Annotated in this window: 12 protein-coding genes; 2 read left to right on the top strand and 10 right to left on the bottom strand. The window is 41.9% G+C overall.

Annotation, left to right across the window (positions count from 1 at the left end; all coding sequences use genetic code 11):
• Positions 1 to 23: 23 nt before the first annotated feature.
• The 8 genes from ACUB3H_RS00240 to ACUB3H_RS00205 all read right to left on the bottom strand — a co-directional run bounded on the left by ACUB3H_RS00240 (position 24) and on the right by ACUB3H_RS00205 (position 15,411).
• Positions 24 to 1,361 (bottom strand): alginate O-acetyltransferase AlgX-related protein, encoded by a 1,338-nt coding sequence (locus tag ACUB3H_RS00240; protein WP_459128635.1) that lies wholly within the window; start codon positions 1,359 to 1,361, stop codon positions 24 to 26.
• 8 nt (positions 1,362 to 1,369) lie between these two features.
• A complete protein-coding gene (locus ACUB3H_RS00235) occupies positions 1,370 to 2,629 on the bottom strand; it encodes an MBOAT family O-acyltransferase (RefSeq protein ID WP_459128634.1) in 1,260 nt (419 codons plus the stop codon).
• A gap of 86 nt (positions 2,630 to 2,715) precedes the next feature.
• Positions 2,716 to 3,300, bottom strand: coding sequence for a hypothetical protein (locus ACUB3H_RS00230; protein ID WP_459128633.1), 585 nt, complete (start codon positions 3,298 to 3,300; stop codon positions 2,716 to 2,718).
• 14 nt (positions 3,301 to 3,314) lie between these two features.
• Positions 3,315 to 5,513: a G5 domain-containing protein gene (locus ACUB3H_RS00225; protein ID WP_459128632.1), complete on the bottom strand. Its 2,199-nt coding sequence runs from the start codon at positions 5,511 to 5,513 to the stop codon at positions 3,315 to 3,317.
• Between the two features lie 138 nt (positions 5,514 to 5,651).
• On the bottom strand, positions 5,652 to 7,580 hold the full coding sequence (thrS, locus tag ACUB3H_RS00220) for a threonine--tRNA ligase (protein ID WP_459128631.1): 1,929 nt from the start codon (positions 7,578 to 7,580) through the stop codon (positions 5,652 to 5,654).
• Between the two features lie 224 nt (positions 7,581 to 7,804).
• Entirely contained in the window at positions 7,805 to 14,065 is a 6,261-nt protein-coding gene (locus ACUB3H_RS00215) for a Cna B-type domain-containing protein (protein WP_459128630.1), read from the bottom strand.
• A gap of 93 nt (positions 14,066 to 14,158) precedes the next feature.
• Entirely contained in the window at positions 14,159 to 14,731 is a 573-nt protein-coding gene (locus ACUB3H_RS00210) for a DUF445 domain-containing protein (RefSeq protein WP_459128629.1), read from the bottom strand.
• Entirely contained in the window at positions 14,728 to 15,411 is a 684-nt protein-coding gene (locus ACUB3H_RS00205; protein ID WP_459128628.1) for a class I SAM-dependent methyltransferase, read from the bottom strand. Before ACUB3H_RS00205 ends, ACUB3H_RS00210 begins: the two co-directional genes overlap by 4 nt.
• 27 nt (positions 15,412 to 15,438) lie before the next feature.
• Here ACUB3H_RS00205 and ACUB3H_RS00200 point away from each other — a divergent pair, with 27 nt between their 5' ends.
• Positions 15,439 to 16,245, top strand: a complete 807-nt coding sequence (locus tag ACUB3H_RS00200) for a hypothetical protein (protein WP_459128627.1) — start codon at positions 15,439 to 15,441, stop codon at positions 16,243 to 16,245.
• Between the two features lie 12 nt (positions 16,246 to 16,257).
• Here the strand turns inward: ACUB3H_RS00200 and hpt are convergent, their stop codons facing one another.
• Together hpt and ACUB3H_RS00190 are read right to left on the bottom strand one after the other, a co-directional pair.
• Positions 16,258 to 16,785, bottom strand: coding sequence for a hypoxanthine phosphoribosyltransferase (gene hpt / locus ACUB3H_RS00195; protein ID WP_459128626.1), 528 nt, complete (start codon positions 16,783 to 16,785; stop codon positions 16,258 to 16,260).
• Positions 16,786 to 16,832: 47 nt separating this feature from the next.
• On the bottom strand, positions 16,833 to 17,585 hold the full coding sequence (locus ACUB3H_RS00190) for a transposase (RefSeq protein ID WP_459128625.1): 753 nt from the start codon (positions 17,583 to 17,585) through the stop codon (positions 16,833 to 16,835).
• A gap of 109 nt (positions 17,586 to 17,694) precedes the next feature.
• Here ACUB3H_RS00190 and ACUB3H_RS00185 point away from each other — a divergent pair, with 109 nt between their 5' ends.
• A complete protein-coding gene (locus ACUB3H_RS00185; RefSeq protein WP_459128624.1) occupies positions 17,695 to 18,201 on the top strand; it encodes a DUF4364 family protein in 507 nt (168 codons plus the stop codon).
• Positions 18,202 to 18,205: the final 4 nt, after the last annotated feature.

Below are 18,205 nucleotides of genomic sequence, written 5' to 3'. Positions count from 1 at the left end.
GGGAGTAAAAAACAATGAGAAAGCTATCTTGCTTTAAACCAACCCTTACTTGTATTGTAATAGACTTCAAGTGAATCAATCGGTTTTTCTACATAGAGACTAAAGCCTCTCGTGATCTCTTCATCGAGAAGTCCATCTTCATAGACGGGAAAGGCTTCATACCACTCTCCTCCGATGGAAACGGAAACGGCAAGGATGTCGTCTGATGGTTGATTCCACTTAGCGTTTAGATAGTGATAGCCTTTTCTCTCTTCTAATAGAATGGTCGCGGAACGGTCCCCTAAGGGTGCTTCTTTCTTCTCCACTTTTTTCGCTGGAATTACAGGCGTCCCCTGTAGGAGCCAGTCGAGGTTTCTTTCGACAATTTCTACTAATACATCGGTTGGTTCCGCTAGGACATTTCGATAATCGTAGGGAATGACGCGATCGTAGCTTACGGTTTTAAAGGACTTCGAAAAGAAAGGAAGTAAGGCATTAAAGAAGGAGTCTCTAAAGATATATAGACTTCCCTCTCCCTTAGGCTTTTGCGTCTTTATAAAGATGTCCTCATGTGTTTTGATCGGTCGAGTGAATGCGTAATCTCTTTCAGTGTTAAAGGTCGTCTGTGCTTCTTTCTTTAAGAAAGAAGGCGTAAACATGCGATCTAAGTCACCCTGCTCTTCAGAAAGATCATTCGTTTCCTGAAAAGTCATGGGCGTAAATCCATACGCTGAAAGAATCTCTCTATAAGCTAGGTGAGCACCTCGATTGTTCCAGTGGCTATCACGAAGTAAGTAGAGATCCTCTTTCTTATGATCTTTAAGGAGATGATATAGATCGATGTAGTATTCTGGAACGTCCTTATGAAAGAGATCGAGCGGTTTAAAGTCTCCAACAGGACTCTTATGATAAGGAAGCTTTTCGGGGTAAATGGATGCCTTATTGGGTGCAATGGTAAAAGCAAACTTTTTTCCAAGAGAGGTGACAAAATCGCGCTGAATACGGAGTACCTCTTTGATTCTCTGGACGTCATTTACTGTAAGCTGTTCATCATAGAGCATCTCATTCGTAGTTTCTCCGAAAAAGAGCCATTCGTCCTTTCCCACGACGACCTTTGGGTGCGGTGATGAGTGAAAGAGCGTACCTAAGAGATCGTGATAGAGACTCACAAAAGCCGAACGAAAGGCAAAGTGGTCTGAATAGTAGGTGTCGATCTCTTTTGTAATGTTGGGATTCAGCTTCCCTTCAATCATGAACTTCGGTTCTTTACTGAGTTCTGAAGAAGCGTAGTTCGGGCTATCGAGATGAAAGATGAGCCCTAGGAGTGGGACGAAGGTGATGAAAAGAACGAGAGCTAAAAAGATTCGTTTTTGAATTTTCATGGTCCCTCCTAAAACCTAAAGTAGATAAAGGGATTATAGGTCGTAGCAGAAAGCGACAGCACACATAAAAGGAATAAGAGGAAGGAAAGCCAAAGTTTACTGCTTTCTCCCAAACGAATTCTCTTATAAATGGGTGTACTAAAGAAGATCGCAAGGCCAAAGATAAAGATTCGGTAGCTATCGATTCGAGTCATGATGGCATCTAACATGAGAACACTCGAAGGACGATAGATAAAGAGGTTTTTCGTCATCTCAAAGGCGTAACCGATCGTTTCAGAGCGGAAGATGATAAAACCAATGAGAACGACGAGCAAGGTGTATACGTGGCGAAATGGTTTCCACCATTTTTTAGGATGCAAAAAGGCTTTTTCAAGGAGGAGAAAAAGTCCATGCCACAATCCCCATAGGACGAATGTCCAGGCTGCTCCGTGCCAAAGACCGGTAAAGAAAAAGACGATGATCTTGTTTCGATACTCGATTCTCTCCCCTCTTCGATTTCCCCCTAGAGGAATGTAGAGATAGTCACGGAACCAGCTCGATAACGAAATGTGCCACCTGCGCCAGAAGTCTTGGATGGTCTCTGCAATATAGGGATAATTAAAGTTTTCTTTAAAGTGGAAGCCAAAGATTCTACCAAGACCTATGGCCATGTCAGAATAGCCACTGAAATCGAAGTAGATCTGAAAGATATAGGTGATGGATGCAATCCAAGCACCTAAGGTAGAGAATTCATTGAGACTATAGATTCCATCTGTAATGTAGGCCATTTGGTTGGCAATAAGTAGTTTTTTTGCAAAGCCCAAGGTAAAGCGTTCCATTCCAGTAACAAAACCATCGAGATCCATCGTTCTGTCGTCGATCTCTAAAGCGATGTCCTTGTAGACGACAATAGGACCTGCGATGAGCTGCGGGAAGAAAGTGATGTAAAGGAGAAGCTTCGAGAAGCTCTTTTGAGGTTCGATTTCTCCGCGATAGACGTCTATGACGTAACTCATGGTCTGGAAGGTATAGAAGCTAATTCCAATGGGAAGCTTTAAATGCGTGAGTGGAATCTGAAGGGATAAGAGGCCATTCACAGAACCTATCAAAAAGTCGGTGTATTTAAAGACGACGAGCATACCTATGTTAAAAGCTACATTAAAGACAAACCAGCCCTTCTTTTTAATATGAAGGGCTGAGAAGTAATTGACTGCTGCACTAAAGAGCATCAAAAGAATGTAGATGGGCTCTCCCCAACCATAGAAAACGAGGCTCGCAAATAAAAGCATAGAATTTCTCCATGCTTTTGGTAGTAGTCGTGTCACGACATAGGTTATTGGAAAAAACAAAAAGATGAAAATAGCTGAGCTAAAGATCATTGTCCAAAGTTTCCAATATAGCTAATAGCTGTTACCTTATCGTCGATCACAACGATATTTAAGCGATATTCGCCTTGATCATACGTGAAGGAGCCAAATTCTTCGGTGAAGTTCTCGCCATAGGCCTTTTTCATGTCGTCGATGGATGAACCGATTGTTAGTCCTTCTGGAGTCTTCGCAGAAGTATCTGTGATAAATGCACCTGTAACTGTCTCTACGCCTTGAATCATAGCTGTTTGAACTTCTAAACCAGGATACGTATATTTGATATCCTTTCCTTCAAAAGCACAGCTTGGAGCTTCACCCTTATCAGTAGGTGCTCCTAGTTTTTCTAAAGCAGGTGCCCATTCCTTCTTAGGAACGATGGAGACACCGTTATAAACGAGCTTAAATTGAGCTTCTGGTTCCGTTGTAACGCCACCTACTTCTTCGACTTTCGATTCAGTAGATTGTGGTGTATCTGTTTCTTTTTGTTCGGTTGAATGGATGACAGTGCTTCCTTCAACGGTTTGTGTATTTTCCATTTTGGGTGTGCAAGATACGAGTAGGACGAGACATAAGAGAATTGAAATGATACGCATAGTTACTCCTTCTGTTATGGGTTTGCTGGTTTTGCATCGGGGTTTCTAAAGATGACATCTGGATACGGCTGGACGGTCACTTCTTCACGAATGACGGTTCGGCTCGTTTCCTTTCCATTTAGTAATTGGATGCGGTAGTAGATTACTTTTTCTCCGGATTTTCCGGTTACGGTCTTCGTTTCACCGTAGGCTAAATTGGAATCTGTCATGTAAACGGTTTGAGGTTTTTCAATTTTAATGGTTTCAGAGATTTCCTTCGTTTCAACGACATCCGTTCCTCCACCTACTGTTTCTGTGGGCGGTGGTGTCACGGTTCCTTCGTTTCCACCCGTAGCGGTTTCACTTGGAGGTGGCGTTTCGGTACCTGTACCTGTTCCCGTACCTGTTCCTTTGGCGATGATCTGATTAATAGGAGGTGTCTCTGCACGTTCCGTTTGTGTACGTCTGCCATCACGGAGACGAATTTGTACCGTAATAGAAAGGCTTCCGTCTTCACCTTCCTGTACGACTTTCGTTGTGCCTAAAGGAAGGTTCGGATCTTCAATGTATTCGGTCTTAAAAGGAATCTTCGTGGTCTTGGTCTCTAAACGATAGCCTTCTTTCGCAACGTTTGGATCATAGGCTGTCGTTCGGTACATGTAGACATCATGGGACTTAACATGTTGAAGGGAACTCAAAGGTGTTCCATAGCGACCAAAGCCTGTATCGTAAACGCGGCCACCAATTTGAGCCCAGGCGTGCATTCCTCGGTACTCTTGACCTAAAGAGCTTCCTACACCGATGCGTGCAAAGAGTGCTCTTAAGACATTGGCTCTCGTGTAGCAGTTTCCTCTTCTGGTCGTAAGACCTTGGATGGCACTTGGAATCATCGCTTTTGAAGCAGAGCCTGAATAAGCGATGTTACCACTTGTCCATCCGTAGATTTTTCGCATTTTAGAAGAAACGGACATATCGTTATTGACGAGGCGACTCAAGATTCTATCGCATAAATTATCGAGTGCTGCAGATCCAGTGGAACCACTTGGTGCATACGGTGTAATAAAGTCAACCGTAACGGTCACTTGCTTTACGGCTTTATTCTTATTCCTATCTTGTGTGGAATAGATGAGTGTATATGTACCTTCTTTGTTGACGTTAACTCTTGAGCTATCGACACTTACAGCTAATCTTCCATCGACGTTATCAATGGCATAGACGCCGTTCCTAAGGTTTGCGCCAGAAGTGCTCGTGACGCGAATGTTTCTTGCTCCTTTAATAACGGGAGCCACATTGTCTCTTTCAATGGTCAAAGAAGAAGAAAGTTTCGTCTGATTCTTTCCTTCGTCTTCTAAGATGACGGAAACCTTTTGCGTACCGATCGAGTTCACATTGGGCTTTGAACCAAAGTACACCTTGACATTGGAATTATCCTTGATGTTTGTTACAAATTGGTTGGCACTGATCTTTTGTCCTTGGTAGGCTTTCACAGCGACTGCGTCACCTTTAGGGGAAGAGGTGTCTTTAATAATGACTGGAATAAATACATGGGTACCGTTATAGATCACTTCAACCTTGGTCGTGGCGACTTTATTGAGGTTGATTTTCGTGATGTCGGTAATAAATTTGATATCCCCTAGCGTGCCACCGAGAACAAAATCCATAGGTTCAAGCTTTTTTAGTTCACCGCACTCGGCTTCGATCTTATCGACGACCGAGACAAAGCGAACTTTAGCAGCTTGTTCTGCCTTGTTGTTACCTAAGTCGGTAGCGATGAGCTTCACGTCGTGTTCACCGGGCTTTGAAGCATCGCCAGACCATACGAGTTCAAACGTGAGTGGCGTTAGATCTTCACTCTTTACGATAAAGTCTTCTGCTTCAAGCTCCGTTTTAATAGGAACCGTGAGATCCTTTACTTCCAATGTAGGTGGGATTGTATCTTTGATGGTTAGCGATGTGTTGTAATCGCGTGGTCCAGCATGAACCGTGAGTTCATAAGTGCCGGGTTTAGAAAAATCAATTTCAGGAACCTTCAGAAAAACAGCTTGTTCCTTTTGATCGAGTAGAAAGTCCTTAATGTCGATGGAACTCTCTCCTACCTCGATCGTAACGTTCTCTTTGACTCTTTCGGCGTTGTACCAGTTCTGATAAGCAACGTTTTTCCGATGAATCATGATGCCTGCGACGCATGCCAATAGCAGTAAAACTGCTATTGAAATGCTTAGTTTCTTTTTCACAGTTTCCTCCAAATAATAACAAGTTACCTAACCTATGCCATTTTATCATACAAAATCATTTATTTAAACCATTCAAAAGATCGGTTCATACGAACATAAAAAAACCTTGCGATACATCATCGCAAGGTTTTTACGTTGTTAAATGAAGAACTTCTTGGTAGCAATTTCTTCTTGAGCCTTTTCAATAAATTGATCGAGGTTCATTTCAAATTGCTCGTTTTCTCCCTTTTCATTGGTTAAGAAGTGACGAATCGTAAAGACATTCTCTTCCATCTCTTTATCACCGATAACAAACATGTAAGGTACCTTTTCAAGCTGAGCTTGACGGATCTTATATCCTACCTTTTCATTGCGGTCATCGAGGTGAACGCGAAGGCCAATGGCACGTAGCTTCTCTTCAATGGTTTTAGCAAAGTCTTTGTGGCGATCCGTTACAGGAATCAAACGAACTTGTTCAGGAGCGATCCAAAGTGGGAACTTACCAGCAAATTGTTCGATCAAGATACCCATGAAGCGTTCCATGCTGCCTAAGACTGTTCTATGAACCATGACAGGGCGTACGCGCTCGCCGTGCTCATCGATATAGGTGAGGTCGAAGCGTTCAGGCATCTGGAAGTCGAGTTGAATCGTACCACATTGCCATGTTCTTCCGATGGAGTCTGAGAGGTGGAAGTCGATCTTTGGTCCGTAGAAAGCACCATCTCCTTCGTTTAGGATGAAGTCTTTTCCCATCTCTTGAAGAGCTTCACGAAGTTGATTTTCTGCGTGATCCCAGACTTCCTTCTCGCCCAAGGAATTCTCAGGACGTGTAGAAAGCTCCATGTGATATTCAAAGCCAAAGGTCTTATAGATCTTATCGCAGAGCTCGATGACTCCCTTAATCTCATCCTTGATCATAGCAGGTGTCATAAAGAGGTGAGCATCGTCTTGTGTAAAGGCACGAACACGCATGAGACCGTGAAGGGTTCCTGAGAGCTCATGACGGTGAACAAGACCGAGTTCAGCCCAGCGAAGTGGGAAGTCACGGTAGCTGTAGAGACCCGATTTATAGATCATGATAGAACCCGGACAGTTCATCGGCTTAATCGCATAGTCTTTGTCGTCGATCACGGTGAAGTACATATTTTCCTTGTAGTGATCCCAGTGACCCGATTGATGCCAAAGTGCTTCGTTTAGGATCATCGGTGTGCGAATTTCTCCGTAACCAGCTTTCTTATGCTCTGCTCTCCAGTAAGTCTCAAGTTCATTACGAATGATCATACCCTTCGTATGGAAGAAGGGGAATCCTGGACCTTCATCGTGTAGTGTAAAGAGGTCGAGTTCTTTACCGAGTTTACGGTGGTCACGCTTCTTGGCTTCTTCTAAGAAGTGTAAGTACTCTTCAAGTTCTTTCGCCTTTTCGAAGGTCGTACCGTAGATGCGTTGAAGCATCTTATTCTTCTCATCACCACGCCAGTAAGCACCAGCGATGGATAGAAGTTTTACAGCTTTAACTTTAGAAATGTCTTTTAAGTGTGGACCCTTACAGAGGTCGATGAATTCACCGAGCTGATAGAAGCTAATGACGCTTCCTTCTGGAAGGTTTTCAATGAGATCGACCTTATAGACCTCACCGAGCTTCTTAAAGTGCTCTAATGCATCCTCACGCTTCATCTCGGTGCGAACGAGCTCATGACCCTCTTTAATAATCTTCTTCATCTCCTTTTCGATCTCTTCGAGATCTTCAGGCGAGAAGCGGTGCTCTGTATCAAAGTCGTAGTAGAAGCCGTTGTCGATAGCAGGTCCGATGGCAAACTTTACATCGGGATAGAGTCTTTGAACAGCGAGAGCCATAATGTGAGCACTCGTATGACGGAAGATATCCTTTCCTTCTGGATCCTTAAAGTCGACGAAGCGAATGTCGCTATCCTCTGTAACCTTTTCTTGTAGACCTCGTGTTTCACCGTTAACGACAGCACCTAGTGCATTTCTTGCGAGACCCTCTGAGATGCTTTTAGCCACATCATAGAGAAGGACTCCTGATTCAAATTCATGTTTAGACCCATCAGGGTATGTTAGTACAATCATCTTTTCCTCCTTGGATAAAAAAAGAGCAATGCCCCATAGGGCGATTGCTCGCGGTTCCACCTAAATATTTTACTCTTTACGTTATAACGGGACGACCGTCGGACATTAACCGAAGCTAGAGGGTGGTCTTCGTTCAAGGCCATAGGATCTCACACACCCGATCCCTTTCTGAAATGGTATCTTGAATTACTCTTCCTCATCATTGCAAGAGTATTATACCCTATCTATTTCTTTAAAACAACTTTCTTCTGTCTTTGAAGAAAAAGAATTCCGAGTACGATGAATCCAACAGCCACATAGAGCGTTCCGTCAGAGCCTACACCCGTCTTAGGTAGATTATTCGTTTCCTTCTCAGGAGCAGGATTACCATTCACAGGTGGTTTTATTGGTTTCGTAGGTTCCGTAGGTGTCTCAGGGCTCACAGGATCCGTTGGTACCACAGGATCTGTGGGCTTCACTGGAGGCGTTACAGGATCTGTAGGGTCCGTGGGTCTCACAGGTGGAGTCCATGGATCGGTCGGATCAACAGGCGTTGGATCGACTGGATCGACTGGATCAGGCGGGATAATGATCTTTCGGTTCATGATGACGAACGGATCATCTAATGCGCCAGTACCCGTTGGAACACTTGCGTACATTCCGCTTGGTACATTGACTTCACTTACGACATAGCGAATGAGTTCCCCGTTCGAATCGAACTTAGGTAGACTGTACCAGCTGGCATTCCATCCGACGAGTTCATCGACTTCTTTTCGTTCAACTTCAACGACGTTTCGTCCTTCGATGCGAAAAAGTTTTAAGGTGACTGGAACTTTTTTAAGCCCCTCTTCCCAATCTTTTCTTGCATGAATGTCGATGACTTCTGCTGGAGTTGTAAGAGTAGAAATTTCTATAACTAGAGGATTCGTTTCTGTTCCCACGCCCGTCGTATCACTCTTATGGTGATATGGTGGAATCTTTTCCCCATTCAGTAGATAGACGATTTCGCTACCATATGCATCATAAATGGGTTGATCTCTCCAGATTGTAGACCAGTTATCTGAACTTGAAACAGTTACCCTGCCGATGACTACAACCTTACCATCTTCAATTTTACTTAATTCTAGTTCGATCGGGCCCGGCGTTGTACCTGGAGCCCAAATGACCTTCGCATAAACGTCTCGAAGTTTGGGTGGTGTCTCGTTGACTCCGTTTGTGATGATGAATGGGTCATCCAATGTACCAGATCCGGTCTCAGAGGTCATTTTGTAATTGGTCGGAAGATTGATTTCCCTTACAAGATACGTGTATTCTCTTCCATCTGGAGCAAACTTATCTTGACCAGTCCAGCTAGCCTTCCACTCCGTATCACTGCTTAAAGTCTTTGATTCTAGAACTTCTAGATCTGTTCCTAGAATACGTGTAAGTTCAAAGGTAACAGGTTCTCCAGTAGAACCAATTTCCCATACCTTCTTTGCGTGAATATCAACAGTCTCTTTTGGTGGGAGTGGCTTTGGCGTATTTTTAATGACAAAAGGATCTGTCTGTGTTCCAGAACCACTTAGAGCGCTCGAAGTAAATCCAGTGGGTACGTTGGGTTCAACTAGAACATACTGGATATCGCTACCATATTCATCCTTTAATGGAACACGCACAAAGGTGTGTTTAAAGGAATTACCTTCGTTGAATTCAGCTTGATCAACAAGTACTAAGTTATCGCCTTCGACTTTTCTTAATTCCAATATAACTGGAACGGATGTTGAACCCGTTTCCCATTGTTTTTCAGCATAGATATCTACGGTCTCTACAACGACTGGCGTTGAATCTGGTGTATTAGTGATAATAAAGGGATCACTAACCGTACCTGTACCTGTAGGAACACTTGCTGTAAAACCTGTTGGAACATCGATTTCTTTAACGATGTAAGTGTACTCGCTACCATTTGGAGCAAATTGTTCGAGGTCCGTCCAAGTAGCATCCCAGTTAGGAGCATCTAGAGTCATTTGTGTAAGTGTCTCTACCGTTGATCCATCAATTCTACTTAATTCAAAGGTAACTGCCTGAGGTGTAGACCCTGGAGCCCATTCCTTCTTCGCGTGAATGTCGATCTTTGGTACTGGAATCGGCGTATTCGTGATGAAGAAAGGATCTATTTCTGTACCTGATCCTTCAGCAGGACTTGAATTAAATCCAGCTAGTTCATTCGGTTCAATGAGTACATACCTAATCACACTGCCTAACTCATCTTCTAAAAGAAGATTTGTAAAGGTATGTTTATAGGCGTTCTGATCATTATACTCAGCTTCACCCACAACCACGAGACCATTATCCGTAACTTTCGCAAGTTGAAGCGTAACAGCTACAGGAGTAGAACCCGCTGCCCATCGTTTCTCTGTATAGATATCTACAGTCTTTGGAGCAGGTATTGGATTCAGTGTATTAGTGATAATATATGGCTCTGCCGCTGTTCCGGTTCCACCGTCATATTTCATTGAATAACCATCGGGAACATTTTCAGTGACGATGTATTGGATTTCATTTCCAGATGCATCGTAAACGGGTTGCTCTGCCCATGAAACAGTCCAGGAATTAGCGTCGTTTACAGTTTTTGTTCCTACGGGTGTCAAGACATTATTAATCACTTGGTTTAGCGTCAAATCTACAGGTGCTGGCGTAGCATCAGCTGACCAAGATTTCTTAGCATAAACATCTTTTACTTCAGTATTTGTAATGGCAAAGGGGGAATCAACCGTTCCATTGCCTGTTACAGCACTGGCTTTAAATCCAGCTGGAGGATTTACTTCAGTAATGGAATACGTCGCTACATTTCCATAGACATCTTCAGCGAGTACATTTTCCCAAGCCACACGATATCCATTGGAATCATTTGCCTCGAGTTGTCCCATGGTAGTCGTCGTTCCATTTAAAGTCTGGGTGAGCTCAAAGGTCACAGCTTGTGGCGTTGATCCCAAAGACCATTTCTTCTCTGCGATCACGTCACGTAGTTTTGGCTTTGGTGTATTTGTGATATTAAATGGATCTGTCTCTATTCCCGTACCCGTCGTCTCTGAAACAATGAAATCTACTGGTGGATCTTTTTCTACTACCGTGTACGTAATTTCATTACCTAATTCATCAAAAACAGGTTGTTTTTCCCAAACGGTAGTAAATCCATTGGTCGAATCCAATGTTTTAGTTTCAGTCGTCGTAATACCATTAACTGTCTTTTGAAGCTCAAAGGTTACAGGTACTTCTGTTGACCCTTCACCCCATTCTTTTATCGCATGAATATCCTTTGTAAGCGTATTTGTAATGATCGTCTTATGAGGATTACCTGCTTCTTGAGCATAGGTCGTCACATAGTTGGTTAAAGGATTGATTTCTTTAACGGTATAGTTAATGAGAACCCCATTCGCATCGTAGTAATTGAGTCCAGTGAAGCGATGACTCCAGTTGTTCGTAGCATCAAGTGTTGCACTCTGAACTAGTGTCGTGTCGTTATATAAACCAACGTCTATGGATGCAGGACGTGTATTATTCACGTTGTCTCCATCCACCCACTTCTTCTCAACGTCGATAAAGGTTGGATCGTTTGGAATAGAAAAGGTTTGAAGATCTTCTGTTTTTGAAATCAGGACAGGTTCAAAATTATTCGCATATCCGTCTGGTGCTTTGATCTCAACCATTAGATATTCATAAGCTGGAGATCCTACTAATTCCATGCCTAATCGGTCTAATTGAAGCTCAGGATCAAATTGACCATCGGCATTCGTTTTAACTGTTTTATAATACGTCCATTGCTTTCCAGCGTAGTTAAACTGATTTTCAAGGGTTGGAAGTGGGCCAACCATCATGGGGCCTTTAGGCATTTCGAAATATCTATAGATAGCGAATTCGGCATTCGCAAGCTTACTTTTCGTCACCGAATCATACTTATCTACTTGTACTCGAATCGGAGCAGGTTGAATTAAGAAATTTACACTAAATGGCAATCCAGCAGTGTTTATGAAATCTTGCTGCGTTACCGTAAAAGTACGCTCGCCGACTTGTACTGGTCCTTCAAATAACTTTACTGTATAAGTTCCTTCTGGATAGTCATTTTTTGTATAGTAATCCGCCGTGTCTTGACCATAAGTAAATTCTTCAAGTAAAGTTCCATTCGCATCATACAGTCTTAACGTTTTTCCCGCCAATGGCAAGGGATAAGGAGTACCATTTTGTAGCGTAAACTGGCTTGTTCTTATGATGAACCTGCTACTTGTACCGACCTTTTTCAAAGGAACAATAATTTCACTCTTGGTTAAATCAACCAGTTTATATTCTTGAGAGTTCGTATAGCCCTGGATGTTAGGTTCTTGGTAAAAGTACTCATAGGAATTCGTCAGATTTTCAAAAGTAACTTCTCCCGTTGTGCTTAGAAGTGAGGTTGAATAGAAATCCGGGTTTGAAAGGGGTCCCTTAAATAAAGTGAAGTCTGGCAAAAGACCTGGATCGATCGTAATAGGTTCCAAGGTATCGGCATCCACAAACTTGAATGTGATATTCGAACTGGTACCAGGTTGATTTATTGCGGTCACTTCATTCGAATTAATTGGAATGAAAGTCTTATCTAGTGCATAACCAAATGGTGCTTGAACCTCCTGGAGTAAAATTTCTCCTAAGTTACCTCTTAAAGCGCTATATGGTGGTGGGCTAGCCGGGTCAAACGTATAACCAGTAAAGGTAAAAGTACCGTCTGCTCCCGTGTAAATAGGAAAAGAGTTTCCTTTTACATATTCGACACCGCCCACTTGAATGACTTCAGCCGTCGGTGGAAGAACTTCGATAGGGTCTTTTTTATAGTAGTAATTAAAGACAGCACCCACTAATGGATTTCCATTGTTGTCCGTCTTTCTTAGCACAACATCATTTGGAACATAATCAACTGAGGTGGATCGATCTAAGGGGATGATCACTTCCTTCGTTGTAGGATCGATGGTGAATGTCTGATCCGTTGTGATATATCCAAATGGACTTCCTTCTGCGAAAAATACGACGGTATCGATCGTTCCGCGAATGGATCCTTCTGGTGCAAATACGAACGGATCATAAGTATACCCTATAGATGTGAAAGTTCCAGAACCGTCTGTAATAAAGGGATGAAAACTGCTAGGAGCATAATACTCACCATTTATCAACTTCATTTCAGGAGGCATACGGTAGAGTAATTCATCCGCTGATAATTTATAATATGGCCTAACTTGAACCTGAGGTACTGGTTGACCCGTCGTTTTATCAACGGTTTTTACAGTGATCGAATCAGCTATATACTGTTCTTCCGGTATATTATTAATGATCACTTTGGTTGGATTTTCTGAGTTGGGAATATAATTACTATCTATTACGTAAAATCCATCGATTTTGTCGTTTGTAAATTGAGGCTTAAATTGTGAAGTGAGATCTAAAGTGTATTTAACTTGTCCATTAGCGTCTGTATATCCAATGAGTGTTTTGGGTGCATCAGGTCCAAATCCTTCTACTGCATAAACTCCAATTCCTTCTATAGCGTAGGGATTATAATTTAGCAAGAATCCTTTAACGATCTGAATCGTAATTTCTTTTGAAGTAGGAAAATCTGAGCGTACGAGATCAAGATGCGTGTTCCAACTATTCGTCTGTGAGACATAGAGATCCCATGCATCATACTGATATTCATTTCTAGAAAGAGGCGTATAGGAATAGACAGGTGGATTTTGCCTAGCAATTCTTACGACATATAAATCAGTATCTAAGTTGGCGAAGTTTGCAATTCCTTGATCATTTGTCGTTATCGTTGCGATCGTCATATTATCGCTCTTTAAAGCGATTTCTACTGGAACACCAGGAATCACATATCCATTCACATCTTTTAAAGAAACAGTAATACTACCGCTCCCTGGTACGTTATTAAAAGTGTAAATCGAATCAAAGGGTGCACTAATCTTTTGGGAGGCTGGCTTTTGATAACCATATACTACTCTTTGAGTAATTGTGTATGACTTCGAAGGATCAAGTGCAGCGATAGCATCCCCATTCGAATCCGTCATGACACTCTCAAGGAGATTTGTGTTCAAATCGACAATATCGAATGTGACATTGGAAATGCCATTACCAGTTGCGCTGTCAACTGATCTTAACGTGACATTTTGTAAGGGCTGATTTGTAAAGGTATAGAATGCTCCTTCAGTAGGGGTTATGGTTTGGGTATCAGTCTTTCCGAAACCTGGATATACATATTGATCCACATAATAAGTATCCGTGTCATCTAGCTGAAAGGATACCGTTCCTGTAGAATCTGTAAAATATTCGGAGGCATAAGACCACGAACCGTTATTGACCCAAAATCTCACACCTTCAAGCGGATTTCCACTCGTATCTACCGCTTTTAGTGTGACATTTACAGTTGCAGCAAAAGAACTAAAGGGCGATAAAATAGATAGAAGTAGTGCCCCTAATAAGATGAATGCAGTGAATCGTTTGTTTACCATTTTGCCTCCTAGATGAATCGATTACCATTGATAATTATAACATACGGATATATGGATATATGATAGAGAACTTGTTCTCAAAGCTTATTTTGACTATTTTAACCAGAACATGACGAGGATACCTTGCAGTAGACCAATGATGGCACCAAGGACTCCACCTAAGATAATGATGAAATTTAGTTCCTTATTTGAAATAGACCAAACAAGCTGTTCAAGGTCCTTTACCTCATAGGACATGATCTTATCTTCGACGAGTTTTTCGACCAGATGTTTATCTCGCTGCTCCATTAAAAAGGATTGAAGGAGTTCATCTAACAGCTCTGGTCCTTTATTATCGAGGTAGCGATAAATGAGGGGGTACGTCATCGTGGTCGGAATGACTTTTACTTGTTCCTTAATCGCTTCAGCTAGCTTCATCGATACTCTATCTTTAAGCGCATCGAAATCAACGTCATTCGCCATTACGGTTGATAGTTCATTTAAATTTACCAGTTCTGTCTCTACGACTTCTGCGATGCTTTTTGCAATATCAACCTTTCGTTTAGGGATCATTCCCTGAAAGGGTCCCTTTTTTTCATAAGGTCTAAATAATAAGAGGATGGCTATGGCGTTTGTGATGTATCCAATAAAGCCACCCACGAGTGTCATGATTAGTAGTTCTTTCAATAATTCCTCCGGAATAGATATAAATAACGATCTTCTGTCTCTTCTTTATAGACGAGTTCTAAAGGTTCAAAACACCTTTGAAGCTCATCCGCTTCATGGACATATTGCGTATGCCACTCGGAATCTCTTCGGTAAAGCTCCCCTTCTTTTTTGTAAAGAACGAGTTCAAAATCGACCTTGTCCTCCTCTTCGTCGTAGGAGTTCATCCAGTAAAGTTCCTCCCCTTCCCCTTCTATGTAATAGATTTCATTACCTAGTTTTTCTCTTAGCTTTTTAGGCGATGAGACATCGATGAGAAGATACCCTCCCTGGGTTATGGCATTCATGATATTTTGTGCCTCTTGTGGAAGTTTATCTGGCGTAATATAATTAATTACATCATTAATAACTACAACAAGTTCAAAGGTTTCATTCGTGGGTATATATTGAGTACTGCCTAAAAGGTATTCTATATTTGTTCTCTGATGACGGAAACGTGCCAAAGAGAGCATCTCTTCACTCGGATCGATGGCTAACACTTTCTGAAAGCTTTGACTTAAGATTTCTGAAAATTGCCCTGTACCACATCCGATATCGAGCGCTTTTGCTCTTTCTACAGGGAAATCATGTACTAATTTTATTAATCGACTATAGTCGTAATCGATATGAGTGTCATAAAAGTCTGCAAAGATCGTATACATAGGCCCTCATTTCTAGCTAGGAGTAAGATGAATATTGCACTTATAGGAACAGGATGCGATGCCTCGTTAAGGCTTGCAAAGGATCTACATCATAAGGGAGAAACACTTCACTTCTTCCGAAAAGATGTTCCAGCAGCTATCGTAGACATCGAAGGAACTGAATATAGACAACGCCCTCTATCAGAATTACTGACGGAATCAATTGATCTCGCTTATTTTTTCGATAAAGAGGACTACCGAGAGATCATCTTAGATTTAGAAGATAAGAATGTCTTAAGTGTCGACCTCAGTGGTTCTTTTGAAAAGGAACGCACTGTGATGCGCTTTCTCTTTCAAAAGGAGCTCTCTGATGAGGTTCACATTTTAAAGGTCGCTCATCCCTATGCTTTAGTGATTAGCCACCTGTTAAATGAGATCGACGAAGTCTTTAATCTACGTCATGCTCGTTCGATGATCATTCAAGAAGCAAGTGAACGCCCGAATTCCGTCGATTATACAGACCTTGAAGATCAAGTGATCGGTCACGTTCTCGCCTGCTTAAAGAACGAACAGATTCGCTTTGGACTATTAACGGATAGCTTTACTCGCCTCTTAGAAGAGCGCTTTTTAATCCAGCTTGACTTCCTTCGTCCCTTTAACCTCGAAGGTATCTGGGACATCTTAAAAGGAATCGCATTTATGGGCCCAGGACGCCCTATACAGGTCGTTCGAATAGCTCGAGACCTATCCGTCGATAGTGGACTTACAGTCCTCTTAGAGGGCCATCCAGAGCATGTGCTCTATCTAAACCTCTTACAGATCTACAACCTTAAAAAGGAGAAAATCGATAGCTAGAAGCTATCGATTTTATTTTTCTTCTTCATAGACAAAGATATGATCTACATTTCTAAAGTGATCACCGTAGTTTAGTCCGTAACCTACGATGAATTGATCTTCAATTTCAAAGCCCGTGTAGTCGGCTTTAAAATCGACCTGTCGTCTCGAGGGTTTATCTAAGAGTACACACGTCTTAAGACTTTTAGGAAGGCGCTCCTTAATGAGCTTATAAACTTCACTCATCGTGAGTCCACTGTCGATGATGTCATCTACGATGATGACGTCAAAGTTCGTTAGATCCTTCTCTACGTCGTGGACGATTCTCACCTTTCCAGACGTCTCTGTCGTATCTCCTACATAAGAGCTCGTTGTCATAAATTCGATAGCTGCAGGTTGTTTAATGGCTCTCATGAGGTCGGCTACAAAGACAAAACTACCTTTAAGAAGTCCGATGATGAGGAGATTCTTTCCCTCGTAGTCCTTCGTAATCTGGCTTCCTAGTTCATCAACTTTTTTTTGAATGTCCTCTTTAGAAAATAAGACGTTGTGATTCTCCATAAGTTACCCCCTTATGGTTCTCATTATCTCAAATTTCTTTCCTCTTTTCAAGAACGAGGTTGATTCATTTGTAGTGTCCGTATGACGCTCGTATGACTAATCCCTAAGACATAACCGATGTCTCGAAAACTTAAATCCGTCTCTTTTCTGAAGCGTTCAATGAGTGTAACTCTAAGAAGCTTATTCTCATCGAGCATGATTTCAAACTTATTCAAGTGGTGTTCACGTAAAAAGTCATCGAAAAATTCTTCCGCTCTCGCTCTTCTCTTACTCATTTTATCGACCTCAAAGACCTCAAGCTTTTCCATCTTTGCGGTATAGTCTGAAACATTTTCCTTAATAACTTCTTTAAAGAATTGCTTCTTCGGATCCTCAGAATCATTTTGGAAGCTCTGAATAATAGGACCCATATCTAAGAAAGGGTGCTTTCTATAGCGCGTGTAATCCATGTAGTCAATTCCTGAGTTCGATCCTTGTTGATGCAGATATCGCATCAGCTTCCAAAATTCGTCCATACTTGAGATGATAAAGACCTTCATCTTTATCATGTATTCCTCTTGGTACTTCATTTCCAAATAATACTGGTACGCTTCCATGAGTCCTTGAATGAACGTATCCGCATGTTCTGCACGGATGATGAGATGAAGCACCGTCGACTTCATGCTGTAGGCAAAAATTTCTAGATGATTTCGTTCTTTGTAAATATGTAAGTAGTCCTTTAGTCTTTTTTCGTCCTCAAGTGAATGGAAAAGAACCTTTTCATGGGCTGTGCCTACGACAATGTGAAAAATTTTCTTCATACGACCTCCTTTCGAATTCATCTTACTTCTTCCTACATTTTTGAGTAGCACCTAGCATGAATCTTACCAATCTGGAAACGGATTCCACTTTTTGTGATAAAATAGACTCATGAAAAAAGACATTGCCCATTACTCACAAATTGAAAGACGTCTCACGATCCTTTACACCATTCAATCCCTCGGTGGTAAAGTATCAAGAGAGCAATTGAAGTCCCTTTTCCAAGACACCTTTAATGTATCAGATGACGAGTGGCAAAAATGCGAAACCGACATATTTGGTAGCGATCTCGTCATATTTGACATAAACAGTGGGAATAATACACTTTCTATAAGTGATGAGGGACTCGTTGTCATGAGCTTTTTTCTCGACCGCTTGCCCGAGGATGTAAGGATCGATATCGATAACGCGATTCTTGTCTCAAATCCTGAACCTCAAGAAAGTCTAGAAAGGTTTCTCGATCAAGACGGATACCTTCACCTCGATTACTTTGAGAACCACGAACGTCTCGTGCACCTAATGATTAAGGTCGATCCAGAAATCTCGGAAAGACTTTTATCAAAACAAAAAGATCCTCTCTTTCGAGAGGACCTCATTCGTTTTTTACTCGATCGCTAAGCTT

This window comes from Guggenheimella bovis (assembly GCF_054492335.1).
Note: the sequence above shows the minus strand (reverse complement) of the source record. Positions and strands in the feature narration are given on the sequence as shown.